21 protein-coding genes are annotated in these 25,198 nt (G+C 52.4%); 10 read left to right on the top strand and 11 right to left on the bottom strand.

The window, feature by feature from the left end:
- Positions 1-23: 23 nt before the first annotated feature.
- Positions 24-1,145 (top strand): [50S ribosomal protein L16]-arginine 3-hydroxylase, encoded by a 1,122-nt coding sequence (roxA, locus tag OGV57_RS04125; protein ID WP_003030786.1) that lies wholly within the window; start codon positions 24-26, stop codon positions 1,143-1,145.
- Positions 1,146-1,247: 102 nt separating this feature from the next.
- On the opposite strand, the gene pepT is transcribed toward roxA, so the two are convergent.
- Entirely contained in the window at positions 1,248-2,474 is a 1,227-nt protein-coding gene (gene pepT, locus OGV57_RS04120; RefSeq protein WP_016150059.1) for a peptidase T, read from the bottom strand.
- A 250-nt stretch (positions 2,475-2,724) separates the two neighbouring features.
- Between pepT and potA the strand changes: the two genes are divergently transcribed.
- From potA to potD, 4 genes are read left to right on the top strand one after another with little or no spacing between them, the layout of a single operon-like run.
- Positions 2,725-3,861, top strand: a complete 1,137-nt coding sequence (potA, locus tag OGV57_RS04115; RefSeq protein WP_003030791.1) for a spermidine/putrescine ABC transporter ATP-binding protein PotA — start codon at positions 2,725-2,727, stop codon at positions 3,859-3,861.
- Positions 3,845-4,702 carry a spermidine/putrescine ABC transporter permease PotB gene (gene potB / locus OGV57_RS04110; RefSeq protein WP_003030793.1) on the top strand — a complete coding sequence of 286 codons (858 nt, stop codon included), beginning with the start codon at positions 3,845-3,847 and terminating at the stop codon, positions 4,700-4,702. The genes potA and potB overlap by 17 nt, the downstream gene beginning before the upstream one ends.
- Entirely contained in the window at positions 4,699-5,478 is a 780-nt protein-coding gene (gene potC, locus OGV57_RS04105) for a spermidine/putrescine ABC transporter permease PotC (protein WP_003030794.1), read from the top strand. The genes potB and potC overlap by 4 nt, the downstream gene beginning before the upstream one ends.
- A gap of 27 nt (positions 5,479-5,505) precedes the next feature.
- Positions 5,506-6,552: a spermidine/putrescine ABC transporter substrate-binding protein PotD gene (gene potD / locus OGV57_RS04100; RefSeq protein ID WP_003030797.1), complete on the top strand. Its 1,047-nt coding sequence runs from the start codon at positions 5,506-5,508 to the stop codon at positions 6,550-6,552.
- A gap of 99 nt (positions 6,553-6,651) precedes the next feature.
- On the opposite strand, the gene cobB is transcribed toward potD, so the two are convergent.
- The 5 genes from cobB to lolC all read right to left on the bottom strand — a co-directional run bounded on the left by cobB (position 6,652) and on the right by lolC (position 11,627).
- Positions 6,652-7,473 (bottom strand): Sir2 family NAD+-dependent deacetylase, encoded by an 822-nt coding sequence (cobB, locus tag OGV57_RS04095; protein ID WP_003030799.1) that lies wholly within the window; start codon positions 7,471-7,473, stop codon positions 6,652-6,654.
- A gap of 15 nt (positions 7,474-7,488) precedes the next feature.
- The gene (gene nagK / locus OGV57_RS04090; RefSeq protein ID WP_003030802.1) at positions 7,489-8,400 is read right to left on the bottom strand and encodes an N-acetylglucosamine kinase; all 912 of its coding nucleotides are present in this window, start codon (positions 8,398-8,400) and stop codon (positions 7,489-7,491) included.
- An 89-nt stretch (positions 8,401-8,489) separates the two neighbouring features.
- Positions 8,490-9,734: a lipoprotein-releasing ABC transporter permease subunit LolE gene (gene lolE / locus OGV57_RS04085; RefSeq protein ID WP_003030804.1), complete on the bottom strand. Its 1,245-nt coding sequence runs from the start codon at positions 9,732-9,734 to the stop codon at positions 8,490-8,492.
- Positions 9,734-10,435: a lipoprotein-releasing ABC transporter ATP-binding protein LolD gene (gene lolD / locus OGV57_RS04080; RefSeq protein ID WP_003030805.1), complete on the bottom strand. Its 702-nt coding sequence runs from the start codon at positions 10,433-10,435 to the stop codon at positions 9,734-9,736. Before lolD ends, lolE begins: the two co-directional genes overlap by 1 nt.
- Positions 10,428-11,627 carry a lipoprotein-releasing ABC transporter permease subunit LolC gene (gene lolC, locus OGV57_RS04075; RefSeq protein WP_003030806.1) on the bottom strand — a complete coding sequence of 400 codons (1,200 nt, stop codon included), beginning with the start codon at positions 11,625-11,627 and terminating at the stop codon, positions 10,428-10,430. The genes lolD and lolC overlap by 8 nt, the downstream gene beginning before the upstream one ends.
- A 261-nt stretch (positions 11,628-11,888) precedes the next feature.
- Between lolC and OGV57_RS04070 the strand changes: the two genes are divergently transcribed.
- The 3 genes from OGV57_RS04070 to ldtC all read left to right on the top strand — a co-directional run bounded on the left by OGV57_RS04070 (position 11,889) and on the right by ldtC (position 17,633).
- Positions 11,889-12,953 carry an acyltransferase family protein gene (locus OGV57_RS04070; protein WP_003846719.1) on the top strand — a complete coding sequence of 355 codons (1,065 nt, stop codon included), beginning with the start codon at positions 11,889-11,891 and terminating at the stop codon, positions 12,951-12,953.
- Between the two features lie 118 nt (positions 12,954-13,071).
- On the top strand, positions 13,072-16,518 hold the full coding sequence (gene mfd / locus OGV57_RS04065; RefSeq protein WP_003846721.1) for a transcription-repair coupling factor: 3,447 nt from the start codon (positions 13,072-13,074) through the stop codon (positions 16,516-16,518).
- A gap of 149 nt (positions 16,519-16,667) precedes the next feature.
- On the top strand, positions 16,668-17,633 hold the full coding sequence (gene ldtC, locus OGV57_RS04060) for a L,D-transpeptidase LdtC (RefSeq protein ID WP_016149995.1): 966 nt from the start codon (positions 16,668-16,670) through the stop codon (positions 17,631-17,633).
- An 86-nt stretch (positions 17,634-17,719) separates the two neighbouring features.
- On the opposite strand, the gene bhsA is transcribed toward ldtC, so the two are convergent.
- The gene (gene bhsA, locus OGV57_RS04055) at positions 17,720-17,977 is read right to left on the bottom strand and encodes a multiple stress resistance protein BhsA (protein WP_003030810.1); all 258 of its coding nucleotides are present in this window, start codon (positions 17,975-17,977) and stop codon (positions 17,720-17,722) included.
- 243 nt (positions 17,978-18,220) lie between these two features.
- Here bhsA and comR point away from each other — a divergent pair, with 243 nt between their 5' ends.
- Together comR and OGV57_RS04045 are read left to right on the top strand one after the other, a co-directional pair.
- The gene (gene comR, locus OGV57_RS04050) at positions 18,221-18,856 is read left to right on the top strand and encodes a TetR family copper-responsive transcriptional repressor ComR (protein WP_003030812.1); all 636 of its coding nucleotides are present in this window, start codon (positions 18,221-18,223) and stop codon (positions 18,854-18,856) included.
- 255 nt (positions 18,857-19,111) lie between these two features.
- Positions 19,112-21,292, top strand: a complete 2,181-nt coding sequence (locus OGV57_RS04045) for a TonB-dependent siderophore receptor (protein ID WP_054528288.1) — start codon at positions 19,112-19,114, stop codon at positions 21,290-21,292.
- 57 nt (positions 21,293-21,349) lie between these two features.
- Here OGV57_RS04045 and OGV57_RS04040 read toward each other — a convergent pair whose 3' ends face one another.
- The 4 genes from OGV57_RS04040 to nagZ form a co-directional block, all read right to left on the bottom strand.
- Entirely contained in the window at positions 21,350-21,889 is a 540-nt protein-coding gene (locus OGV57_RS04040) for a glycine zipper 2TM domain-containing protein (protein ID WP_032936150.1), read from the bottom strand.
- A gap of 168 nt (positions 21,890-22,057) precedes the next feature.
- Positions 22,058-23,362: an NADH-quinone dehydrogenase gene (ndh, locus tag OGV57_RS04035; RefSeq protein ID WP_003030815.1), complete on the bottom strand. Its 1,305-nt coding sequence runs from the start codon at positions 23,360-23,362 to the stop codon at positions 22,058-22,060.
- 236 nt (positions 23,363-23,598) lie between these two features.
- Positions 23,599-24,141, bottom strand: a complete 543-nt coding sequence (gene ycfP / locus OGV57_RS04030) for an alpha/beta hydrolase YcfP (RefSeq protein WP_003030817.1) — start codon at positions 24,139-24,141, stop codon at positions 23,599-23,601.
- A 21-nt stretch (positions 24,142-24,162) separates the two neighbouring features.
- A complete protein-coding gene (nagZ, locus tag OGV57_RS04025; RefSeq protein ID WP_003841848.1) occupies positions 24,163-25,188 on the bottom strand; it encodes a beta-N-acetylhexosaminidase in 1,026 nt (341 codons plus the stop codon).
- Positions 25,189-25,198: the final 10 nt, after the last annotated feature.

Here is a 25,198-nt window from a genome sequence, read left to right as displayed (position 1 = left end):
TACCAGCCTGCGGGATGCTCATTATGGAATACCAACTCACACTTAACTGGCCCGATTTTCTTGAACGCCACTGGCAGAAACGCCCGGTGGTCTTAAAACGCGGGTTTAACAATTTTATTGATCCTCTCTCTCCTGACGAACTGGCTGGACTGGCAATGGAAAGCGAAGTCGACAGCCGACTCGTCAGCCACCAGGACGGAAAATGGCAGGTTAGCCACGGTCCCTTCGAAAGCTACGACCATCTTGGCGAGAACAACTGGTCTTTGCTGGTGCAGGCGGTCAACCACTGGCACGAGCCAACTGCCGCGCTGATGCGCCCGTTCCGTGAATTACCGGACTGGCGCATCGACGACCTGATGATTTCTTTCTCTGTCCCCGGCGGCGGCGTTGGCCCGCACCTGGATCAGTACGATGTATTTATCATTCAGGGAACAGGTCGTCGTCGCTGGCGCGTAGGTGAAAAACTGCAGTTGAAACAACACTGCCCTCACCCGGATCTCCTTCAGGTCGACCCGTTCGAAGCTATTATCGATGAAGAGCTGGAACCCGGCGATATCCTGTACATTCCACCGGGATTCCCGCACGAAGGTTATGCGCTGGAAAACGCGATGAACTATTCGGTCGGTTTCCGTGCGCCAAACACTCGCGAGCTGATCAGCGGGTTCGCCGATTACGTTTTGCAACGCGAACTGGGTAGCACCTATTACAGCGATCCGGACCTGCCGCCGCGCGATCATCCGGCCGACGTTCTGCCGCAGGAGATGGATAAGCTGCGCGAAATGATGCTCGGGCTGATTAATCAACCAGAACATTTCCAGCAGTGGTTTGGCGAGTTTATTTCTCAGTCTCGTCATGAACTGGATATTGCCCCGCCGGAGCCACCGTATCAGCCAGACGAAATTTACGATGCCCTGAAGCAAGGTGATGTGTTAGTGCGTCTGGGCGGATTGCGTGTATTGCGTATTGGCGACGACGTCTACGCTAACGGTGAGAAAATTGATTCACCGCATCGTCCTGCCCTGGAAGCGCTGGCCAGTCATATTGTGTTGACGGCTGAGAACTTTGAGGATGCGCTGGAAGATCCTTCTTTCCTTGCCATGCTTGCCGCGCTGGTCAACAGCGGGTACTGGTTCTTCGAAGGATAATGCGAAGTGTGCCTGATGCGACGCTACGCGTCTTATCAGGCCTACTGGAGTGTAATAATGTAGGCCGGATAAGCGAAGCGCCATCCGGCAACTACACATACTTTATTTTTGTTGCGCGGCCAGTTCAGCAATACGCACAATCACTTGTACCGCTTTTTCCATTCCTTCCAGGGTTACAAACTCATGTTTACCATGATAGTTGTAGCCGCCGGTGAACAGATTCGGACACGGTAATCCCATAAACGACAGCTGCGCGCCGTCAGTGCCGCCACGGATCGGTTTTAGCACCGGCTCAATATCGCAATCGCGCATCGCCTGCTGGGCGATATCCAGTACGTGCGGATGCTCAATCACTTTTTCGCGCATATTGTAGTAACTGTCTTCAATCACCAGTTCGATATAGCAGTCGGGGTGTAACCCTTTACCGACCTTCTTGGCGATATCCATGATCTTGCGTTTACGCGCTTCAAACTGCTTACGGTCAAAATCACGAATAATGTAGTGCATATCCGCCCGATCGACCGTCCCTTTCATGCTCGCCAGATGATAAAAGCCTTCGTAACCTTCCGTCTTTTCCGGGCTTTCATCTGCCGGAACCTCTGCATGAATACGCGCCGCCAGCGACAGCGCATTCACCATCACCCCTTTTGCGGTGCCGGGATGCACATTGTTGCCAACAATTTTAATATTAACCGACGCAGCGTTGAAGTTTTCAAACTCCAACTCACCTACGCCACCACCGTCAACGGTATAGGCCCACTGCGCATCGAATGCCGCAACGTCAAAATGCTTCGCCCCTTTACCCACCTCTTCGTCCGGTGTAAAGGCCACGCGGATATCACCGTGCGGAATATCTTTTTGGATAAGCACAGCCAGTGCGGTCATGATTTCCGCCACGCCTGCTTTATCATCCGCGCCCAGCAACGTTTTGCCATCTGTGGTGATCAACGTCTGCCCCAGAAGTTGATGCAGCACCGGGAACATCACTGGCGATAAAACTTCATCACCAATGCCTAACGCAATATCGCCACCGCGATAGTTTTCAACAATTTGCGGATTGACATTTTTACCACTGAAATCCGGTGAGGTATCCACATGGGAAATAAAGCCGATCGCAGGAATATTGCCAGCAACGTTAGCGGGTAACGTTGCCATCAGCGTGCCTTTTTCGCTCAGTGAAATATTAACCAGCCCCATCTCTTCGAGCTGTTGTTTGAGCAGTTGTAATAATTTCCACTGTCCTTCGGTGCTGGGTACCTGCCGCACGCCCGATTTTGATTGGGTGTCCAGCGACACGTAGTGTAAAAAACGCTCAAGTAGTTTATCCATGCAGTCACCCTCACTTTTTGTGACAACATTATCAATAAGCAACAAAAGACAAATATTGCGTCAGGTCACTTTTATCCCCGCAAGTGAGAATATTTCGCCCTGACATCCCCTCTGACTATAGGGCTAAGTCAGTAATTCGCAACAAGGATTGGCGATTACAATGGTTTGCCGTAGAATAACGGCCCTCATTAAGAGTCATCAAGGTGGTTAACCACAAACCCCGCATCGGTCAGCCATCCGTTGCGTTTACATGGGACAGAGTAAAAAATTGAATAAACAACCGCGTTCGCTTTCTCCACTGGTGCAATTAGCGGGAATTCGCAAAAGTTTCGATGGCAAAGAGGTGATTTCCAGCCTGGATTTGACCATCAATAATGGCGAGTTTCTTACGCTGCTTGGCCCCTCTGGCTGCGGTAAAACAACCGTTCTTCGCCTGATTGCCGGTCTGGAAACGGTTGATTCCGGTCATATTATGTTGGACAACGAGGACATTACTCACGTTCCAGCGGAAAACCGCTACGTGAATACCGTCTTCCAAAGCTATGCGTTATTCCCCCACATGACCGTATTTGAGAATGTGGCCTTTGGTTTACGCATGCAAAAAACGCCCGCAGCCGACATTTCTCCCCGCGTTACCGAAGCCCTGCGCATGGTGCAACTGGAAGAGTTCGCCCAGCGAAAACCGCATCAACTTTCCGGCGGCCAGCAGCAGCGCGTAGCGATTGCCCGAGCTGTGGTCAACAAACCCCGCTTACTCTTGTTAGATGAATCCCTCTCTGCGCTGGACTACAAACTGCGTAAGCAGATGCAGAATGAACTGAAAGCTCTGCAGCGTAAGCTTGGTATCACTTTTGTCTTTGTCACACACGATCAGGAAGAAGCGCTGACTATGTCCGACCGCATCGTGGTGATGCGCGATGGTAAGATTGAGCAGGACGGTACACCGCGCGAAATCTACGAAGAGCCCAAGAATCTGTTCGTCGCCGGGTTTATCGGCGAGATCAATATGTTTAACGCCACGGTGATTGAACGTCTGGATGAACAGCGCGTTCGTGCTAACGTTGAAGGCCGCGAGTGCAATATTTATGTCAACTTCGCGGTGGTTCCCGGACAAAAGCTGCACGTCCTGTTACGTCCTGAAGATTTGCGCGTAGATGAAATCAACGATGATAATCATATCGAAGGCCTGATCGGCTACGTGCGCGAACGCAACTACAAAGGCATGACGCTGGAGTCGGTTGTGGAACTGGAAAATGGCAAGATGGTGATGGTCAGCGAATTCTTCAATGAAGACGATCCTGACTTTGACCACTCTCTCGACCAGAAAATGGCGATTAACTGGGTAGAAAGCTGGGAGGTAGTACTGGCTGATGAAGAACACAAGTAAATTCCAGAGTGTGGTGATCGTCACCATTGTCGGTTGGCTTGTGTTATTTGTCTTTCTGCCCAACCTGATGATCATCGGTACCAGCTTTTTGACCCGCGACGACGCCAATTTCGTCAAAATGGTCTTTACGCTGGAGAACTATACGCGCCTGCTCGATCCGCTCTATTTTGAGGTGCTGGTTCACTCCCTCAATATGGCGCTGATTGCCACGCTCGCCTGTCTGGTACTCGGCTACCCGTTTGCCTGGTTTTTGGTGAAACTGCCGGAAAAAGTGCGCCCGCTGCTGCTGTTCCTGCTGATTGTTCCGTTCTGGACCAATTCACTTATTCGTATCTACGGACTCAAAATTTTCCTCAGTACCAAAGGCTATCTCAACGAGTTTCTGTTATGGCTCGGGGTTATCGATACACCCATTCGCATCATGTTTACCCCCAGCGCGGTGATTATCGGGCTGGTATACATCCTGCTCCCGTTTATGGTGATGCCGCTCTATTCCAGCATTGAAAAGCTCGATAAGCCGCTGCTGGAAGCCGCACGCGATTTAGGCGCCAGTAAACTTCAGACCTTCACCCGCATCATTATTCCGTTAACGATGCCGGGGATTATCGCCGGATGCCTGCTGGTCATGTTGCCCGCAATGGGGCTGTTTTACGTTTCCGACTTAATGGGCGGCGCGAAAAACCTGCTGATTGGCAACGTAATTAAAGTTCAGTTCCTGAACATCCGTGACTGGCCGTTTGGTGCAGCCACCAGCATTACGCTGACCATCGTGATGGGTCTGATGCTGCTGATCTACTGGCGTGCCTCGCGCTTGCTGAACAAGAAGGTGGAACTCGAATGATCGGTCGACTGCTCCGCGGCGGTTTTATGACCGCTATCTACGCGTATCTGTATATTCCAATCATCATTCTGATTGTGAACTCCTTTAACAGCTCGCGCTTCGGCATCAACTGGCAGGGTTTTACTACCAAATGGTACGGCCTGCTGATGAATAACGACAGCCTGTTGCAGGCGGCGCAGCACTCGCTGACGATGGCGGTGCTATCCGCCACGTTTGCCACCTTGATCGGCTCACTCACTGCGGTTGCGCTGTATCGCTACCGTTTTCGCGGTAAACCGTTCGTCAGTGGTATGCTGTTCGTGGTGATGATGTCGCCAGATATTGTGATGGCAATATCTCTGCTGGTGCTGTTTATGCTGATCGGCATTCAACTGGGTTTCTGGTCGCTGTTGTTCTCACATATCACTTTTTGTCTACCTTTTGTGGTGGTGACAGTTTACTCACGCCTGAAAGGTTTTGATGTACGCATGCTTGAGGCTGCTAAAGATTTGGGTGCCAGCGAAGTAACTATTCTGCGCAAGATTATACTGCCACTGGCTATGCCTGCGGTGGCTGCGGGTTGGTTGCTGAGCTTTACGCTGTCGATGGATGATGTCGTCGTTTCGTCCTTCGTTACCGGACCGGGTTATGAAATTTTGCCATTAAAAATCTACTCAATGGTCAAAGTCGGCGTATCACCAGAGGTGAACGCGCTGGCGACCATTTTGTTGGTTCTGTCGCTGGTTATGGTGATCGCCAGCCAGCTTATTGCACGTGATAAAACCAAGGGCCGCTGAGGCCCTTAATTCAGGGGACGTTAAATGATGAAAAAATGGTCACGCCACCTGCTCGCGGCGGGTGCTCTGGCACTGGGCATGAGCGCCGCTCACGCGAATGACAACAACACGCTCTATTTCTATAACTGGACCGAGTATGTCCCGCCAGGACTGCTGGAACAGTTCACCAAAGAGACCGGCATTAAGGTTATCTATTCGACCTACGAGTCGAACGAAACCATGTACGCCAAGCTCAAAACCTATAAAGACGGCGCATATGATCTGGTGGTTCCGTCCACCTATTACGTCGATAAAATGCGTAAAGAAGGCATGATCCAGAAGATCGACAAGTCGACGTTGACCAACTTCCACAACCTCGATCCGGAAATGCTCAACAAGCCGTTTGACCCGAACAATGACTACTCCATCCCGTATATCTGGGGTGCGACGGCCATTGGCGTAAACAGCGATGCTATCGATCCGAAAACCGTCACCAGTTGGGCCGATCTATGGAAACCGGAGTACAAAGGCAGTCTGCTGTTAACGGATGATGCGCGTGAAGTGTTCCAGATGGCGCTGCGCAAGCTGGGATACTCCGGCAATACCACCGACCCGAAAGAGATTGAAGCTGCCTATAACGAGCTGAAGAAACTGATGCCTAACGTCGCGGCGTTTAACTCTGACAACCCGGCCAACCCGTATATGGAAGGTGAAGTCAATCTGGGGATGGTATGGAACGGCTCCGCGTATGTTGCGCGTCAGGCAGGTACACCACTGGAAGTGGTATGGCCTAAAGAAGGTGGCATTTTCTGGATGGATAGCCTGTCTATTCCGGCTAACGCGAAAAACAAAGAAGGTGCGCTGAAGCTGATTAACTTCCTGCTGCGCCCGGACGTAGCGAAAGAAGTTGCGGAAACAATTGGTTATCCGACGCCAAACCTGGCAGCACGTAAGCTGTTAAGCCCTGAAGTCGCAAATGATAAAACCCTGTACCCTGACGCAGAAACCATCAACAAAGGGGAATGGCAGAACGATGTCGGTTCCGCCAGCGCTATCTATGAAGAGTATTATCAGAAGCTAAAAGCAGGACGTTAATTGCCCTCCTCATAGGCCGGATAAGACGCGCCAGCGTCGCATCTGGCGCATCATCACTGCCCGATGGCGCTACGCTTATCGGGCCTACGCCATCCGTTCTTACAGACCTTTCAATAACTTCTCAACAAACTCTGGCACCACCTGGCTTGCCGGACCGTAATACTTCTCTTCAAACTCGCTGCCAACCTGGCTCGGTTCGAGATTTAGTTCTACCGTATGTGCCCCATGCAGCCGCGCCTCATGCACAAAACCCGCAGCCGGATAAACATGTCCCGATGTGCCAATCGCAATAAATACATCCGCCATTGCCAGCGCCATGTAAATTTCATCCATGCCCAGCGGCATTTCACCAAACCACACCACGTGTGGTCGCAGCGGTGCCGGAAATTGACAGCAGTGACATTTATCTTCCGGGGTCACATCGTCCTTCCATTCCAGAATCTGCCCGCTTTGCGAGCAGCGAACCTTGAGCAGTTCGCCGTGCATATGGATAACGTTCTGGCTGCCCGCACGCTCATGCAGGTTATCAATGTTCTGCGTCACCAGTAAAAAACGGTCGCCCAGTTCGGCTTCGAGTTTTGCCAGTGCGATATGCGCCGCGTTGGGCTGGATTTCTGGCTGTTGCAATTGATGGCGACGGGCGTTATAAAACGACTGAACCAGTTCCGGGTTTCGACTAAATCCTTCCGGAGTCGCAACGTCCTCAACCCGATGTTCTTCCCAGAGACCATCCGCCGCGCGGAAGGTTCGAATTCCTGACTCAGCGGAGATTCCCGCTCCCGTCAGTACCAGCACTCTTGGTTTTTCCATCAATTCAGGCACCACTCTGTCTCTGAAAAAGATTCGTTGACGCAGGCGATCGCGCAAATGGCGTTTATTTTTACGAAAGCGGCTTAACCGATGACCCCGACGCGACAGCATAACAACCTCTTTGTATTAATCGGTAAGATGTAGGAAAGCAGCCCCGCGCATCCCGCCGGCATCACCGTGCCGTGCCTGCTCAATACGCGGTACCCGGGCAACCGGCAACAGATGACGAGGCAGTCGGTCCGTCAGTTGCGTCGTAATAGCGGTAAAATTCGATAAGCCTCCGCCAATCACCACCAAATCAGGATCGACGATAGTCAGGATATTCCCAAGACACACCGCCAGCAAATCCAGATAGCGTTCAACGTGTGCACGCGCATGTTCATCGCCTTGCTCCCACAACGCGATAATTTCACGGGCATCCAGCGGTTGATGGTAGTAATGCTGATACAACCACGCAAATCCACCGCCGGAAAGATAGCTTTCGATGCATCCCAGTTGGCCGCATCCGCAGCGACGCAGCGGGAAATCAAAGCCCATCAGCGTCAGCGCATCGACCGGCAAACGAATATGACCAAACTCGCCGGTGATATAGCTGCGTCCGGTGATGGATTTCCCGTTAAGCACCAGGCCGCCGCCAACGCCCGTACCGAGGATCAACCCCATCACCAGCGGATATTGGGTAAACTCGTCATCCCAGGCTTCGGAGAGAGCAAAACAGTTCGCATCGTTATCCAGACGCACATCGCGGTCAAGGCGAGCGCTAAGATCGGCGCGGAGCGGTTTGCCACTGGCGGCAGGAACGTTGGCCGCGTACAACGTGCCGTCTTCCGTTTCCGGCATGCCAGGAATCCCGATACCGACCGAACCTTTGATACCAAAACGCTGGTCAGCTTCCGTCACCAGATTGCAGACCGCATCAAGGAAAGCGTCGTAGCTGTCGCGAGGTGTAGGGACGCGAGTTTCCCATTGCAGACGACGTTGCTTATCAAACACGCCCAGCGCAATTTTGGTCCCGCCGATGTCAAATCCGTAATACATCACCGCTCCTTGATACACGTCATCCTTCAAGATGCCTCTGCGTTGGCTACGCCTTGATGCAGCATGAATGCTGTCGTGTATTATTGTTGTTATTGGCCGCTAAGTACTCTCGCTGGATCAATATTGCTGGCGCGACGCGCCGGATACCAACTTGCCAAAAGACTCAGCACGAGTGCTGTCACCAGCACGTAAATCACATCCAGCCAGTGTAATTCCGATGGCAGGAAGTCAATGAAATAGATATCGCCGGACAGGAACTGATGACCGATAAGCGCCTCGATTCCGTTGATGATCGGCGTCAGTTGCAACGAGACAACCACCCCGATGACGACGCCTATCAGGCTACCGAACAGGCCCGCCAGCAGGCCGTACCAGACAAAAATGGCACGGATCAACCCATCTTTCGCCCCGAGGGTTCTTAATACCGCAATATCGCCGCTTTTGTCTTTTACCGCCATCACTAACGTGGAAACGATATTAAAGCAGGCCACACCAATCACCAGCACCATCGCCAGATACATAATGGCGCGAATCATCTGGATATCGCGATACATATAGCCGTAAGTACCGATCCAGCTCTTAATATAAACATAGTTATTGGTGACTTCACCCGCGTCGCGCACCAGCTTATTGGCGTTAAACACGTCGTTAACTTTCAGCGCAATCCCGGAAACGCTGGTTCCCATATCCAGATATTGCTGCGCATCTTCCATTGGGATCATGGCAAAGCTGTGATCGAGTTGGCCGCTCAGTTGCAGGATCCCAGTAACGTGTAAACGCACGCGTTTAGGCTGCTGTAACTTATGATCCGCGCTGGCGTTAGGGATCATAATCGACACCCAGTCGCCCTGCTTCACCTTCAGCGCATCGGCAATACCCTTACCAATGATGATTTGTTGTTCACCGGCTTTAAAATTATCCCAGGCATGGTTTTGCACGAAGGATGGCAGTGCGCTTAAACGCTGTTCCTGTTTCGGGTCAACGCCCTTCACCTGCACCGCGCGTAAATTCGCCCCACTCTCTACCAGTCCGGTAAAGTTGATATAAGGCGCCGCGGCGACAATACCCGGCACTTTTTGTACTTTGTCGAGCGCTTCCTGCCAGTTATTCCACGGCTGATTTACGGCTTCAATCTCTCCGTGTGGGACTACGGCCAGAATACGGTTGTTCAGCTCACGCTCAAATCCGTTCATGGCACTTAAACCAACGATCAACACCGCCACACCCAACGCGATGCCAACGGTGGAAATCACAGATATCAGCGAAACCATACCGCCGCGCCGCCGACCACGGCTAAAGCGCAGACCAATCAATAACGATAAAGGCGAAGCCATTACTCAGCTCCCATCAGGCTCAGTTCAGCCGTCAGGCGACCATCGCGCATTTCAAGCTGGCGGCTCATCCGCTTCGCCAGTTGCAGATCGTGCGTCACCACCAGAAATGCCGTGCCCTGAGAGCGGTTCAGCTCGCCCAGAAGCTCGAAAATGCTATCCGCGTTACGCGCATCCAGGTTACCCGTTGGCTCATCCGCCAGGACCAGACGCGGGTTATTCACCAGCGCACGAGCGATGGCCACACGCTGGCGTTCGCCGCCAGACAGTTCAGACGGGCGATGACTGGCACGATGATCCAGTCCTACGGCTTTCAGCATATCCCGTGCGCGCTCGGTTATTTCAGCCGGTTTTTTCTTGCCGATCAGCAGCGGCATCGCTACGTTTTCCAGCGCGGTAAAGTCCGGCAGTAAATGGTGGAACTGGTAAATAAAGCCCAGCTTCTGATTGCGCAGTTCCGCTTTCGCCGCCGACGAGAGCTTGCTCATCGGCTGACCGCTAAAAATCACGTCGCCGGAAGTCGGCGTATCCAATCCGCCCAGCAGATGCAGCAGCGTACTCTTTCCGGAGCCAGAGCTGCCGACAATCGCCATCATCTCACCTTCGCCGACGCTAAAACTGACATCGTGCAGGACATCGGTCTGCACAGTGCCTTCCTGATAGCGTTTGCACAGGTTGTCGCATTGCAACAGGATCTTATTCATAACGTAAAGCCTCAGCGGGTTGAGTGGCGGCAGCGCGCCAGGAAGGATAAAGCGTAGACAGCAGCGCGATGGCCATCGCCACCAGCGCAATGACGATAACCTGCAGCGGCTCGATAGCGACCGGCAGCGCCGCGCCATCCAGCAGCACACCAATAATTGGCATTAAATTGTTCAGTTGACTGGCGAGCAATGCGCCCAGCACCGCGCCAAGCAGCGCGCCGATAATCCCGGCACTGGCCCCCTGAACCATAAACACCATCATTATCTGCCGCGGCGTTAGCCCCTGCGTTTGTAGAATCGCCACTTCCCCTTGCTTCTCCATTACCATCAGACCCAGCGAGGTAATAATATTAAAAGCCGCCACAGCCACGATCAGGCTAAGCAGTAGCCCCATCATGTTCTTCTCCATGCGCACGGCCTGGAACAGTTCTCCTTTGCGCTCGCGCCAGTCCTGCCATTTGGTGCCCTGCGGCAGCGTTTGCTGGCTCAGCGTATCAACTTTTAACGGTTCGTTCAGCCACAAACGCCAGCCGGTAATATTGCCCACCGGATAGCGCATCAGGCGGGAAGCATCCTGAATGTTGGTCAGCATCTGGTAGCCGTCTACTTCGCTGTTGGCGGCGAAGGTGCCAATCACCGTAAACAGACGCTGGCTCGGCAAACGCCCCATCGGCGTAAACTGGCTGGCCGAAGGCACCATCACGCGAATTTGATCGCCACGGTTTACGCCCAACTGCCCGGCAAGCTGCTCGCCGAGGATGACATTATACTTACCCGGTTGCAGATCTGTTTGCTTCACATTGACCAGATACGGCGTTAACGGATCTTTTTGCGCCGGATCGATACCGAGCATCACGCCGACCGCCACGCTACGCGCGCTTTGCAGCACCACATCTCCCGTAGTTATGGGTGCAACGCGGTTGACGCCGTTCAACACCACCGCTTTTTCCGGCAGTTGTTGCGGGTTGAGGGAACCCTGTTCAGACGAGAGAACGGCCTGAGGCATCAGGCCAAGAATATTGTTTTGCAGCTCGCGCTCAAAACCGTTCATCACCGACAACACCGTGACCAGCGCCATTACCCCGAGGGTAATGCCAATGGTGGAGAGCCAGGAAACGAAGCGACCGAAGCGATCTGCTGCACGCCCACGCATATAACGCAGGCCGATGAATAGAGCGACAGGTTGGTACATGAAATCCGTCTGGTTGCTGTTAGCAAAGTCACGAGTATATAAGCGAAAGCGGAATGGGTAAATGACTGAACCGTAAGTGTTCGTCAGCACTATTCCTAAAAGTATAAATAAATCAATTCGCTAAAGTTGTCCGTCTTCCCTTCCATCCTGGTCCCTGATCTTTATCTTAAAAAATCAAAATGCAGACAGTTACGCATTACAGCGCACAGCGGGTTGCGCAGGATGGCAGGCTATAACCAACAATATGGATACGCCGTCTCGATGAATAAAAAAGAACTATGGATTAATCAAATCAAAGGGTTATGTATTTGTCTGGTGGTGATTTACCACTCGGTAATCACATTTTACCCGCACCTCACTACTTTTCAGCATCCGCTTTCAGAGCTGCTGAGCAAATGCTGGATTTACCTCAATTTGTACCTGGCGCCGTTTCGCATGCCGGTCTTTTTCTTTATTTCGGGATATCTGATCCGTCGCTACATTGATAGCGTCCCGTGGACCACCTGCGTGGATAAACGAATCTGGAGTATTGCCTGGGTGCTGATTCTCTGGGGTGTGGTGCAATGGCTGGCGTTAGTGACGCTCAATAACTGGCTGGCCCCACAGCGCGATCTGAGCCATGCTGCCAACGCCGCTTATGCTGGTTCGATCGCAGGTTTTACCCACGGGATGCTGACCGCCAGTACCAGCTTGTGGTATCTGTACGCGCTGATTGTCTATTTTGTTCTGTGTAAAATTTTCAGCCGCTGGGCGGTGCCGCTGTTGGCGTTATTTGTGGCGCTGAGCGTGGCGATCAACTTTGTCCCGACGCCGTGGTGGGGAATGAACAGCGTGATTCGCAATCTGCCCTGGTACAGCCTCGGTGCATGGTTTGGCGCAACGCTGATGGTATGGATTAAGGAGGTGCCCCTGCGCCGCCATGCGCTCATTGTTCTGGTTAGCGCAATCGCCGCCATCGTCGCGTGGCTGGCAAATGTCTCACTATTACTTTCTCTTCTTTCCATTGTGCTGATCATGAAGCTGTTTTATCAATTTGAGCTGCGCTTTGGTATGCGTGAGTCCGGCCCGTTAAGCGTGATTGGTGCCAATACCATCGCCATCTACACCACCCACCGTATTCTGGTTGAGCTGTTCAGCTTAACGCTAATCCCAAACATTAATCATGCCGCCTGGCCTGCATATGCAGAGCTGGCCCTGCTGCTGGTGTATCCATTCGCCTGCCTGCTGCTGTGCACCTTGTTTGGCCTGTTGGTGCGTAAAATTTCACAAAAAACAGTGGCCGACCTGCTCTTTTCCCCGCCTTCATTATCGGTCGTTTCGCGCTAACCCCAACGCGCTTTTTGCCCCCATCAGGGGGCGAATCAATTTGCTTATGAGAAACGATCACGGATAATAAAGAACATTGCTTATCAGATGTATATCTAAACGAGAACCTGACAACCGAATGCCTGAACAACATCGTTACACGCTCCCAGCGAAAGCTGGCGATCAGCGCCAGTTGGGTGAGCTTACCGGTGCCGCCTGCGCAACGCTGGTCGCCGAAATCGCCGAACATCACGCCGGTCCAGTGGTGCTGATCGCGCCGGACATGCAAAATGCTTTGCGCCTGCATGATGAAATTCGTCAGTTTACCGACCAGATGGTGATGAACCTGGCCGACTGGGAAACGCTGCCCTATGACAGTTTTTCTCCCCATCAGGAGATTATCTCTTCGCGTCTCTCTACGCTGTATCAACTGCCTGCCATGCAGCGAGGCGTGCTGATCGTTCCGGTAAATACTCTGATGCAGCGTGTCTGTCCGCACAGCTATCTGCACGGGCATGCGCTGGTCATGAAAAAAGGTCAGCGGCTTTCGCGCGACGCCCTGCGCGAACAGCTGGATAGCGCTGGCTATCGCCATGTTGATCAGGTCATGGAACACGGCGAATACGCCACGCGCGGCGCGTTGTTGGATCTGTTCCCGATGGGCAGCGAGTTGCCTTATCGTCTGGATTTCTTTGATGACGAAATCGACAGCCTGCGTCTGTTTGATACCGACACCCAGCGCACGCTGGAAGAAGTCGATGCCATTAATTTGCTTCCCGCGCACGAATTCCCGACTGACAAAACGGCCATCGAGCTATTCCGTAGTCAGTGGCGCGATACCTTTGAGGTTAAACGCGACGCCGAACATATTTATCAGCAGGTCAGCAAAGGCACGTTACCTGCGGGTATTGAATACTGGCAACCGCTGTTTTTCAGCGAGCCGCTGCCGCCGCTGTTCAGCTACTTCCCTGCCAATACGTTATTGGTCAATACCGGTGATATCGAGACCAGCGCAGAACGCTTCCAGGCCGATACCCTGTCACGCTTTGAAAATCGCGGTGTTGATCCAATGCGCCCGCTTCTGCCGCCGGAATCGCTGTGGCTGCGGGTTGATGAGCTGTTTTCTGAACTTAAACGCTGGCCGCGCGTTCAACTGAAAACCGAGAGTCTGGCGAACAAAGCTGCGAATACCAACCTCGGGTTCCAGAAGCTGCCGGACATCGCCGTGCAGGCACAGCAAAAATCACCGTTAGATGCGTTACGTAAATTCCTTGAGGGCTTTACCGGCCCGGTGATTTTCTCGGTCGAAAGTGAAGGCCGACGTGAAGCGCTTGGCGAGTTGCTCGCTCGTATCAAAGTGGCACCGAAGCGGATATTGCGACTCGATGAAGCCGTAGATAACGGTCGTTATCTGATGATTGGCGCAGCTGAGCACGGCTTCATCGATAGCAAACGCAATCTGGCACTGATTTGTGAAAGCGATCTGCTTGGGGAACGCGTGGCGCGTCGCCGCCAGGATTCGCGTCGCACCATCAACCCGGATACATTAATTCGTAACCTTGCAGAGCTGCATCCCGGTCAGCCGGTAGTGCATCTGGAACACGGCGTGGGTCGCTATGCCGGGATGACCACGCTGGAAGCGGGCGGTATCACCGGTGAATATCTGATGCTCACCTATGCCAACGATGCCAAACTGTACGTGCCGGTGTCGTCACTGCATCTGATCAGCCGCTATGCAGGCGGTGCAGAAGAGAATGCACCGCTGCATAAACTGGGCGGCGATGCCTGGTCACGCGCCCGACAGAAAGCCGCTGAGAAGGTGCGCGATGTCGCGGCAGAGCTGCTGGATATTTATGCCCAGCGCGCGGCGAAAGAAGGCTTTGCCTTTAAGCATGACCGTGAACAGTATCAGCTGTTTTGCGACAGCTTCCCGTTTGAAACCACGCCTGACCAGGCGCAGGCGATCAACGCTGTACTCAGCGATATGTGCCAACCTCTGGCCATGGACCGCCTGGTGTGCGGTGACGTCGGTTTTGGTAAAACCGAAGTCGCGATGCGCGCCGCTTTCCTTGCCGTAGAGAACCACAAACAGGTTGCCGTGCTGGTTCCGACTACCCTGCTCGCACAGCAGCACTTCGACAACTTCCGCGATCGTTTTGCCAACTGGCCGGTACGCATTGAGATGTTGTCCCGTTTCCGTAGCGCCAAAGAGCAAGCGCAGATTCTGGAACAGGTTGCCGAGGGGAAAATTGATATTCTCATCGGCACGCACAAACTGCTGCAAGCGGATGTGAAGTTAAAAGATCTGGGTCTGCTGATTGTCGATGAAGAGCACCGTTTCGGCGTTCGCCACAAAGAACGCATCAAGGCGATGCGCGCGGATGTCGATATTCTGACCCTGACGGCAACGCCTATTCCGCGTACGCTCAATATGGCGATGAGCGGCATGCGCGATCTGTCGATCATCGCCACGCCGCCCGCTCGTCGTCTGGCGGTCAAAACCTTCGTGCGCGAATACGACAGCCTGGTGGTACGCGAGGCGATCCTGCGTGAAGTTCTGCGCGGGGGACAAGTTTATTATCTGTTTAACGACGTCGAAAATATCCAGAAAACCGCTGACAGATTAGCAGAACTGGTGCCGGAAGCGCGTATTGGTATCGGCCACGGGCAAATGCGCGAGCGCGAGCTGGAACGCGTGATGAACGATTTCCACCATCAGCGTTTTAACGTGCTGGTGTGTACCACCATTATCGAAACCGGGATCGACATTCCGACCGCAAACACCATTATCATCGAACGCGCCGATCACTTTGGTTTAGCGCAATTGCACCAGCTACGCGGTCGTGTGGGACGCTCACACCATCAGGCGTACGCCTGGCTGCTGACGCCGCATCCAAAAGCAATGACCACCGACGCGCAAAAGCGTCTGGAAGCCATCGCTTCGCTGGAAGATTTGGGTGCAGGATTTGCGCTGGCGACCCACGACCTTGAAATTCGCGGCGCCGGGGAACTGTTGGGTGAAGATCAAAGTGGTTCCATGGAAAGCATCGGCTTCTCGTTGTATATGGAGCTGCTGGAAAATGCTGTCGATGCGCTCAAAGAGGGACGCGAACCATCACTGGAAGATCTCACCAGCCAGCAAACCGAAGTTGAATTGCGTATGCCGTCTCTGCTGCCGGATGACTATATACCGGATGTTAACACCCGACTATCGTTCTACAAGCGCATTGCCAGCGCGAAAGGCGAAAACGAACTGGAAGAGATTAAGGTCGAGCTGATAGATCGTTTTGGCCTGCTGCCCGACCCGGCCCGTACGTTGCTGGATATCGCTCGTTTACGCCAGCAGGCGCAGAAACTGGGGATCAGAAAGCTCGAAGGTCATGACAAAGGCGGTACCATTGAATTTGCCGAGAAAAACCACGTCAACCCGGTCTGGCTGATTGGTTTACTGCAAAAACAACCGCAACACTTCCGTCTGGACGGCCCAACCCGACTGAAATTTATGCAGGATCTGGGCGAGCGTAAAACGCGGATCGACTGGGTCCGCCAGTTTATGCGTCAGCTTGAAGAAAACGCCGTAGCATAGTGAACAGGCCGGGTGAGCACACCACTCACCCGGCCTGATGAATTTACAAACTCTTTGCACTTCCCTGCACTTCCAGACACAGCAAACCGCCATAATTCTCGTTTACTTTTACATAATAAAAACCACGTAAAAACAATGGATTTATGGTGATGTTAAACAATAAACGACTCTCTCGCTGGCTCGCGTTTTTTACGCTGGCAGCGACCTTCGCGTTAGCACTTCCGGCTCAGGCAAACACCTGGCCGCTGCCACCGCCGGGAAGCCGTCTGGTAGGCCAGAATACCGTTCACGTTGTTGAAGACAATGGCGGTTCTCTGGAGGCGATTGCGAAAAAATATAATGTCGGCTTTTTAGCGCTGCTGCAGGCCAACCCCGGCGTTGACCCTTACGTACCACGTCCGGGCAGCGTGCTGACTATACCGTTACAAACTCTGCTACCTGACGCCCCGCGCGAAGGTATTGTTATCAACCTCGCCGAACTGCGTCTTTATTATTACCAGCCGGGGACCAATTCGGTGACCGTTTATCCTATTGGTATTGGCCAGTTAGGTGGTGACACGCTGACGCCTACGATGGTAACCACCATTTCTGATAAACGCGCCAACCCCACCTGGACGCCGACGGCAAATATCCGCGCGCGATACAAAGCAAACGGAATTGACCTGCCTGCCGTTGTACCTGCCGGTCCGGATAACCCGATGGGCCATCATGCAATTCGCTTAGCGGCATACGGCGGCGTTTATCTGCTGCACGGCACCAATGCTGACTTTGGCATCGGCATGCGCGTCAGTTCCGGCTGTATTCGTCTGCGCGACGGTGATATCGAAACCCTGTTCCGTCAGGTAACGCCCGGAACTAAGGTCAATATTATCAATACGCCGATCAAAGCATCCGTTGAGCCTAACGGCGTGCGGCTGGTAGAAGTACATCAGCCGCTGTCCGAAAAAATCAATGACGACCCGCAACTGTTGCCAATCGTGCTGAACGCGTCCATGCAGACATTTAAAAATGCGGCGCAAACAGATGCCGCCGTCATGGATCATGCGATGGAGATTCGCTCAGGCATGCCGGTCGATGTGACCCGTCATCACGACGTTGCTCAACAGCCGATGTAAACTCCGCACATAAAAAAACCCCCGCTGGATTTTATTCCGCGGGGGTTTTTTATTTAACTCGCAGTGGCATTGCGATGGGTTAAATCTTATTTGTAGATAACAGCAGTCCCATGAAGGGTGTTAGGGCCGGTAACGGAAGTAATACGGAAAGACTTCGCACCCATCTCATCGGCTTTCTGCGCCAGTTGATCTTCCAGTGAACCTAAGTTAGTCCCCGCATTCGCAGAAATAGTACCGACTTTCTCTTGACCCGCAGGTGTGGACTGAACTTCAACAGCGGCGAAGCTTGCAAATGACAGTGAGCTAAGAACAGCAGCAACAAACAGGGTTTTTACGTTTTTCATGATAGTGACCTTTAGCAGATGAATGGGTGTCGGAAAGATTAACTTAACGATCGATAGGTAAATCATAGATGTGATCCAGGTCACACGTCAATACTTTTTTATAATGATCGTTATATAAAATATAAAGGTCTTATTTTTCATGACAATAGATATAATTTATTTTTATCGTGAATCCGCTGGAGTGTGCAGTCGAATATTTTTATAATGGTTATTCAATAAACCCAACAAAGGTACATCGGCGCCATGACAACTGAAACGACAGGTTGTGCAAAAAAAAGCCGTGGCCGACCAAAAGTGTTCGACAGGGAAGCCGCGCTTGATAAGGCCATGACACTCTTCTGGCAGCACGGATATGAAGCGACCTCGCTCGCCGATCTCGTAGAAGCTACCGGCGCAAAAGCGCCCACGCTGTATGCGGAGTTCACCAATAAAGAAGGGTTGTTCCGTGCCGTACTGGACCGCTACATCACCCGCTTTGCGGCGAAACACGAAGCCCAGCTGTTTTGTGAAGAAAAAAGCCTTGAGTCCGCACTGGAAGACTATTTCACCGCCATAGCGACCTGCTTTACCAGCAAGGACACCCCAGCGGGATGTTTCATGATTAACACTTCTGCGACGCTGGCAGCCTCTTCCCGCGATATTGCGCATACGGTGAAATCTCGCCATGCGATGCAGGAACAGACGCTTACTCAGTTTCTTCATCAGCGTCAGCAACGAGGTGAAATCCCCGCCTACTGTGACGTGCAAAAACTGGCTGAATACCTGAACTGTATTTTACAAGGTATGTCGATCAGCGCCCGTGAAGGTGCAACGTTTGAAAAACTGATGCAGATCGCACGTACCACCCTGCGGCTGTGGCCCGAACTCGTCAAAGCTTAACCCTTTCCCGCAATTCCCCCGCTGTACTAACACCCCCGGGAGCTGATAAAGCCCCCGGTTAGATTCCCGTTCCATTGCCCCTACATTTCTCATTGTTTTCATCGTGTTATCCGATCATTTTTTGTAAAGGGTATTGATAACGACAATTGTTATCAGCAATATTCGCATTTGTTTTAATGCCTGTTTCACAATGTAACCATCGGTTTCTCTACCTCCATAACAAAAACAGATCGACTCTTTTTAAAAGGAATACAAATGAATAAGCGTCTCTGGGTGCTCAATCCTCTCCTGTTGTCTTTAACCCTCCCGGCCATTGCGGCTGAGGAAGAGAACCTCATCGTCAGCGCCAACCGTAGCCAACGCACCGTGGCAGAAATGGCGCAAACGACCTGGGTTATTGAAGGAAGCGAGATTGAACAACAGGTTCAGGGGGGGAAAGAGTTCAAGGATGTTCTTGCTCAGTTAATCCCAGGAATCGATGTCAGTAGCCAGGGGCGTACAAACTACGGCATGAACATGCGTGGTCGCGCCATTGTCGTGCTCATTGACGGTGTCCGTCTGAACTCCTCACGAACCGACAGCCGTCAACTTGACTCCATTGACCCGTTTAACATTGCGCACATTGAAGTCATTTCAGGCGCAACCTCACTTTATGGCGGTGGCAGTACCGGCGGATTAATCAACATCGTCACCAAAAAAGGCCAGCCGGAGCGTGAAGTAGAACTCGAACTGGGGAGCAAAAGCGGCTTCAACAACAGTAACGATCATGATGAACGCGTTGCCGCGGCGGTGAGTGGAGGAACAGATCGCGCTTCCGGGCGTATGTCCGTCGCGTATCAACGATTTGGCGGCTGGTATGACGGTAATCACGATGCCCTGCTGCTGGATAACACCCAAACCGGGCTACAGCACTCCAATCGTCTGGACGTGATGGGCACCGGGACGATTGAACTTGACGACGACCGTCAGTTGCAACTGGTTACACAGTATTATAAGAGCCAGGGAGATGACGATTACGGGCTGGATCTCGGCGAGAATATGTCCGCCGTAACCGGAAACGGTAAAGCTTATACCAGCAGCGGACTGAATTCCGATCGTATTCCCGGCACCGAACGTCATCTGATCAGCCTGCAATATTCAGATGCGGATTTTTTCGGCCAGAACCTGGTCAGCCAAATCTATTACCGCGACGAATCGCTGAAATTCTATCCTTTCCCGACGCTCAGCAAAGGTAAGGTCACCAGTTTCTCCGCATCACAGCAGGACACAGACCAGTTTGGCGCCAAAATTACCCTCAACAGCCAGTTGATGGATAACTGGGAGCTGACGTGGGGTATCGATGCCGATCACGAGACCTTCGATTCCAATCAGAAATTCTTCGATCTGGCCTGGTCCCTGCCCTCCGGCGGCATGGATAACCGCACCGCTTATACCACCGGGCGTTACCCCGGTTACAGCATCACCAACTTTGCGCCTTTCCTGCAAAACAGCTATGACATTAACGACATCTTTACCCTCAGCGGCGGCGTGCGCTATCAATGGACCGAAAACAGGGTTGATGATTTCGTTGGCTATGCTCAACAGCAGGGAATCGCGACCGGGCTTGCGAACTCTGCCGATACCATTCCGGGCGGCAAAACCGATTACGATAATTTCCTGTTCAACGCCGGTATCCTCGCCCATCTGACTGACCGTCAGCAAACGTGGTTTAATTTCTCTCAGGGCGTGGAGCTTCCGGATCCAGGGAAATATTACGGTAACGGCACCTATTCGCTGGTTGGCGATCATTACCAGCTCCAGCGCAGCGTCAACGTGGCGGATTCACGTCTGGAAGGGATTAAAGTTAACTCGTACGAACTGGGATGGCGCTACACCGGCGATAGTCTGCGCACGCAACTGGCCGCTTACTACTCGACTTCGGATAAATCGATCGTTATCAACCGCAGCGATATGACCATTAACGTTCAACCCGACGATCGCCGCATTTATGGCCTTGAAGGCGCGGTGGATTATTTCATTGCGGATACGGACTGGAGCCTGGGCGGCAACTTCAATGTCATTAAATCGGAAGTGAAACAGAACGGTAAATGGCAAAAATGGGATGTGACTCTGGCCTCACCGTCGAAAGCAACCGCATGGATCGGCTGGGCACCAGAACCGTGGATCTTGCGCGTACAGAGCCAGCAAACATTTGATCTGACCGACGCCAGCGGCAATAAGCTGGATGGCTATAACACCATGGACTTTATCGGCAGCTATCAGCTCCCGTTGGGTAAGCTGACCTTTAGCGTGGAAAACCTGCTGAATGAAGAGTACACCACGCTGTGGGGACAACGTGCGCCACTGCTGTACAGCCCAACCTACGGCAGTCCGTCACTGTATGAATACAAGGGCCGGGGCCGCACCTTTGGTCTGAACTATGCCTTAACCTTCTGATAAAAAAAGCCCCCCAGCCTGAGCGAATGGGGGGCTAATGTTCAGGATAATGCTATTTTACGCTTTGTTATTCAGTATCAACTGTCCGTTGTTATCCAACGGAATTTGCGCGCCGGGGTCCTTATCCATACGGATTTTCCCCTGCTGATCGCCAATTTTGTACGTCACGTCGTAGCCCAGCATCTTTTCAGATTTGTCATACACCGTTTTACAACGCTGCTGCGTGGTGGTGTAAGTATCGTTTTCCTGCATCGAACCCTGAATCTGATTACCTGCATAGCCGCCGCCTAAAGCCCCGGCCACGGTGGCAATATCTTTACCACGTCCGCCGCCAAACTGATGGCCAATAACGCCACCCGCAACCGCCCCCAATACGGAACCCGCAATACGGTTTTCATCTTGTACCGGCTTACGGTGCGTGACAGTTACGTTCCGGCACTCCTGACGCGGTGTTTTTACCGACTCTTTAATCGGTGTTGCAGAGACAACTTGCGCATACTGTGGGCCACGCTCGAAAACGTTCAGACTGGCCACTGCTGCAACACCCAGCGCAGCAGCTACGCCAATCCCTATACCCGCCAACATTGATTTATTCACGGGACTTCCTCCTTTTTTGCTATTAGCAACAACTTTGCAACAGAAGGTAAGGAATGCCAATCAGATTACGGATGAAAATAGCAGGATGAGGCATGAACGCAGGATGATTCGGAGAACTCTGAAGGAAGGCGCCGGATGCGTAAAATCATCCGGCGCCACAAGTCGATATTAATGCAGTTTCAGACGCGGGCGAATCACCCGGTTGATACTGCCGACCAGCATCATCAGGCCGGTTTTGAAGTAGCCGTGTAAAGCAATCTGGTGCATGCGGTACAGTGAGATGTATACAAAGCGCGCAATACGCCCTTCCACCATCATCGAACCACGAGTCAGGTTGCCCATCAGGCTACCCACGGTAGAAAAGTTAGAGAGCGAGACCAGAGAGCCGTGATCTTTGTACTGATACGCTTTCAGAGGCTTGCCGTTCATCTGTGCCAGAATATTGTTCATCGCACAGGTCGCCATCTGGTGTGCTGCCTGAGCGCGCGGAGGCACAAAACCCCCTTCCGGGCGAGCGCAGGAAGCGCAGTCGCCAATCGCGTACACGTCAGGATCGCGCGTGCTCTGCAAAGTTGGCTCAACCACCAGTTGGTTAATACGGTTCGTTTCGAGACCGCCAATGTCTTTCATAAAGTCTGGCGCTTTGATACCCGCCGCCCACACCATCAGGTCGGCTTTAATGTATTCGCCATCTTTGGTGTGCAGTCCGCCTTCGTCAGCGCTGGTAACCATCGTCTGGGTCAGTACGCGTACGCCCAGTTTGGTTAACTCATTATGCGCAGCACCGGAAATACGCGGCGGCAACGCAGGCAGAATGCGCTCGCCAGCTTCCACCAGCGTAACGTTCAGCGCATCGTTGGTCAGCCCTTTGTAACCATAGCTGTGCAGCTGTTTTACCGCATTGTGCAGCTCAGCGGAGAGCTCAACCCCCGTCGCACCACCGCCCACAATGGCGATATTCACTTTTCCGTTAGCGCCCAGATTCGCGGAATACTTCAGGAACAGATTCAGCATCTCCTGGTGGAAACGACGCGCCTGATGCGGGTTATCGAGGAAAATGCAGTTTTCTTTCACGCCAGGAGTGTTGAAATCGTTGGAGGTACTGCCCAACGCCATCACCAGCGTGTCATACGGCACTTTACGCTCAGGAACCAGCAGATCCCCCTTCTCATCGCGCAGCTCAGCGAGAGTAATGGTCTTCGCTTCACGATCGATATCTATCACCGAACCTAACTGAAACTGGAAGCCATGGTTACGGGCATGTGCCAGATAGCTCAGCGCATCCACGCCTTCATCCAGTGAACCCGTCGCCACTTCATGCAGTAACGGTTTCCACAAGTGACTGTGGTTTCTGTCTACCAGTGTGATTTTGGCCTTTTTCTTACGCCCGAGTTTTTTACCCAACTGCGTCGCCATTTCCAGTCCGCCAGCACCGCCGCCGACAATCACGATCCTTTTCAATGGTGTAGTCAACGTGACCCCCTCAAATTTATTAACCAATTGTTAATTAAAAGTTATTAATATAGCTCTTAATTAACAACAAGTTACAGTAATGAAAATGTTCTTCGAGAGTGAGAATAACACGAACGGTGCATTGGTCATACCAAAATTGATGTGTATCAAGTTTTGATGCTGAAAAGATAGACAACCGGAACTTTAAGAACAAAAAAACCAGCCCGATGGCTGGTTTTTTACGCATTCAATAAGGATTAACCTAACGTCTTGAACGCTTTGATGCGCTGCAAATGCGGAGAGATATTCTTAAACTTATGCGTCTGCTCTTCGTCCCAGACTATCTCGTAAAAGTGATGCAGCTCTTCCGACGAACGCTGGCTATTGAGCGCTTCATCATGACGCGACAGGATAACCAGACAGCGATCGCGATTCTTTTCGCGGAAATTGGTCACGCATTTTGTTGCGATGTCTGCATACTCCTCAGGTCTGTCAATTTTGCCTTCCATGTTCTCATACGGGAACAGGTTAGGATTAAACACGACCTGACGAATATCACACAGAAAACCAATCCGTTCAGCCCAATATCCCCCGAGCCCCACACCACAAATCAGCGGACGGTCATCCACATTCAGCTGTAGCATTTTGTCCACTTCTTTTAGCAGATGCTGCATATCATGTTTGGGATGCCGCGTACTGTAGCTAATCAGCCTGACATCCGGGTCGATGAATTGCAGCTGCAACACCTTCTCATGGTTGCCCGGGCTGTTAGAGTCAAAACCGTGTAAATAGATAATCATCGCATCCTCGCCAAACTTGCGTTAATGACCTGCTTTCTCTTCCTGCCAGCGCTCATGAAGCTGGTTTAGCTGAGCGCTTACCGTCTTCCAGCGTGCCGAATCCATCAGTTCCTGACGTGAAAATGAACCTTTATGATACAAACGTGTAACACGTTCTGCATTGATCGGCGACAGATTATCTAACACACTGACCGCTCCCTTACGATTATTGCAGACCAGGATCATATCGCAACCTGCATCCAGCGATGCCTGTCCACGCTGGGCATAGCTTCCCATAATCGCCGCCCCTTCCATCGACAAATCGTCGGAGAAAATGACACCATCGAAGCCAAGCTCCTGGCGCAGCACCGTTTTCAGCCAGTGAGGTGAGCCACTCGCCGGACGCGGATCTACATCACTGTAGATAACGTGCGCAGGCATAATGGCATCCAGTTTGTTCTCAGTAATCAACGTCTGGAACACGGACATATCTTTCGCACGAATCTCGGCTTCTGAGCGAGGATCGGTTGGGGTTTCTTTGTGTGAATCCGCCGTCACGGCCCCATGACCAGGGAAATGTTTACCGGTCGTTTTCATGCCTGCGGCATGCATACCGTCAATGAAGCGGGTCGCCATCGCCAATGCTTTTAGCGGATCGGCGTGGTAAGAACGCTCGCCGATTGCGGCGCTGATATGGCCCACATCCAGTACCGGTGCAAAGCTGATATCAATGTCCATCGCGATCATTTCGCTGGCCATCAACCATCCGGCGTCCTGAGCCAGTTTGCCGCCCTCTTCCAGACCGTGCAGCGCGGCAAACGATTGAGCCGCAGGCAGGCGAGTAAAGCCTTCTCGAAAGCGCTGTACGCGTCCGCCTTCCTGATCTACCGCCACCACCAGATGGTTACGTGACGCAGTCCGGATCTGTCGCACTAATTCACGCAGCTGTTCCGGGTCATGATAATTTCGGGTAAAGAGGATCAACCCACCTACCAGCGGATGCGCCAGAATCTCACGCTCTTCTGCGTCCAGCTCATACCCTTCGACATCCAACATTACTGGGCCCACACTGCTCTCC

This window comes from Citrobacter sp. Cf087, from assembly GCF_030334285.1.
Taxonomy (GTDB): domain Bacteria; phylum Pseudomonadota; class Gammaproteobacteria; order Enterobacterales; family Enterobacteriaceae; genus Citrobacter; species Citrobacter freundii.
This window is presented reverse-complemented; position numbering and strand designations above follow the sequence as displayed.

Coding starts and splice junctions, on each gene's coding strand:
- roxA (WP_003030786.1), top strand. CDS start 24: ATGGAATACCAACTCACACTTAACTGGCCCGATTTTCTTGAACGCCAC.
- pepT (WP_016150059.1), bottom strand. CDS start 2,474: ATGGATAAACTACTTGAGCGTTTTTTACACTACGTGTCGCTGGACACC.
- potA (WP_003030791.1), top strand. CDS start 2,725: ATGGGACAGAGTAAAAAATTGAATAAACAACCGCGTTCGCTTTCTCCA.
- potB (WP_003030793.1), top strand. CDS start 3,845: ATGAAGAACACAAGTAAATTCCAGAGTGTGGTGATCGTCACCATTGTC.
- potC (WP_003030794.1), top strand. CDS start 4,699: ATGATCGGTCGACTGCTCCGCGGCGGTTTTATGACCGCTATCTACGCG.
- potD (WP_003030797.1), top strand. CDS start 5,506: ATGAAAAAATGGTCACGCCACCTGCTCGCGGCGGGTGCTCTGGCACTG.
- cobB (WP_003030799.1), bottom strand. CDS start 7,473: ATGCTGTCGCGTCGGGGTCATCGGTTAAGCCGCTTTCGTAAAAATAAA.
- nagK (WP_003030802.1), bottom strand. CDS start 8,400: ATGTATTACGGATTTGACATCGGCGGGACCAAAATTGCGCTGGGCGTG.
- lolE (WP_003030804.1), bottom strand. CDS start 9,734: ATGGCTTCGCCTTTATCGTTATTGATTGGTCTGCGCTTTAGCCGTGGT.
- lolD (WP_003030805.1), bottom strand. CDS start 10,435: ATGAATAAGATCCTGTTGCAATGCGACAACCTGTGCAAACGCTATCAG.
- lolC (WP_003030806.1), bottom strand. CDS start 11,627: ATGTACCAACCTGTCGCTCTATTCATCGGCCTGCGTTATATGCGTGGG.
- OGV57_RS04070 (WP_003846719.1), top strand. CDS start 11,889: ATGAATAAAAAAGAACTATGGATTAATCAAATCAAAGGGTTATGTATT.
- mfd (WP_003846721.1), top strand. CDS start 13,072: ATGCCTGAACAACATCGTTACACGCTCCCAGCGAAAGCTGGCGATCAG.
- ldtC (WP_016149995.1), top strand. CDS start 16,668: ATGTTAAACAATAAACGACTCTCTCGCTGGCTCGCGTTTTTTACGCTG.
- bhsA (WP_003030810.1), bottom strand. CDS start 17,977: ATGAAAAACGTAAAAACCCTGTTTGTTGCTGCTGTTCTTAGCTCACTG.
- comR (WP_003030812.1), top strand. CDS start 18,221: ATGACAACTGAAACGACAGGTTGTGCAAAAAAAAGCCGTGGCCGACCA.
- OGV57_RS04045 (WP_054528288.1), top strand. CDS start 19,112: ATGAATAAGCGTCTCTGGGTGCTCAATCCTCTCCTGTTGTCTTTAACC.
- ycfP (WP_003030817.1), bottom strand. CDS start 24,141: ATGATTATCTATTTACACGGTTTTGACTCTAACAGCCCGGGCAACCAT.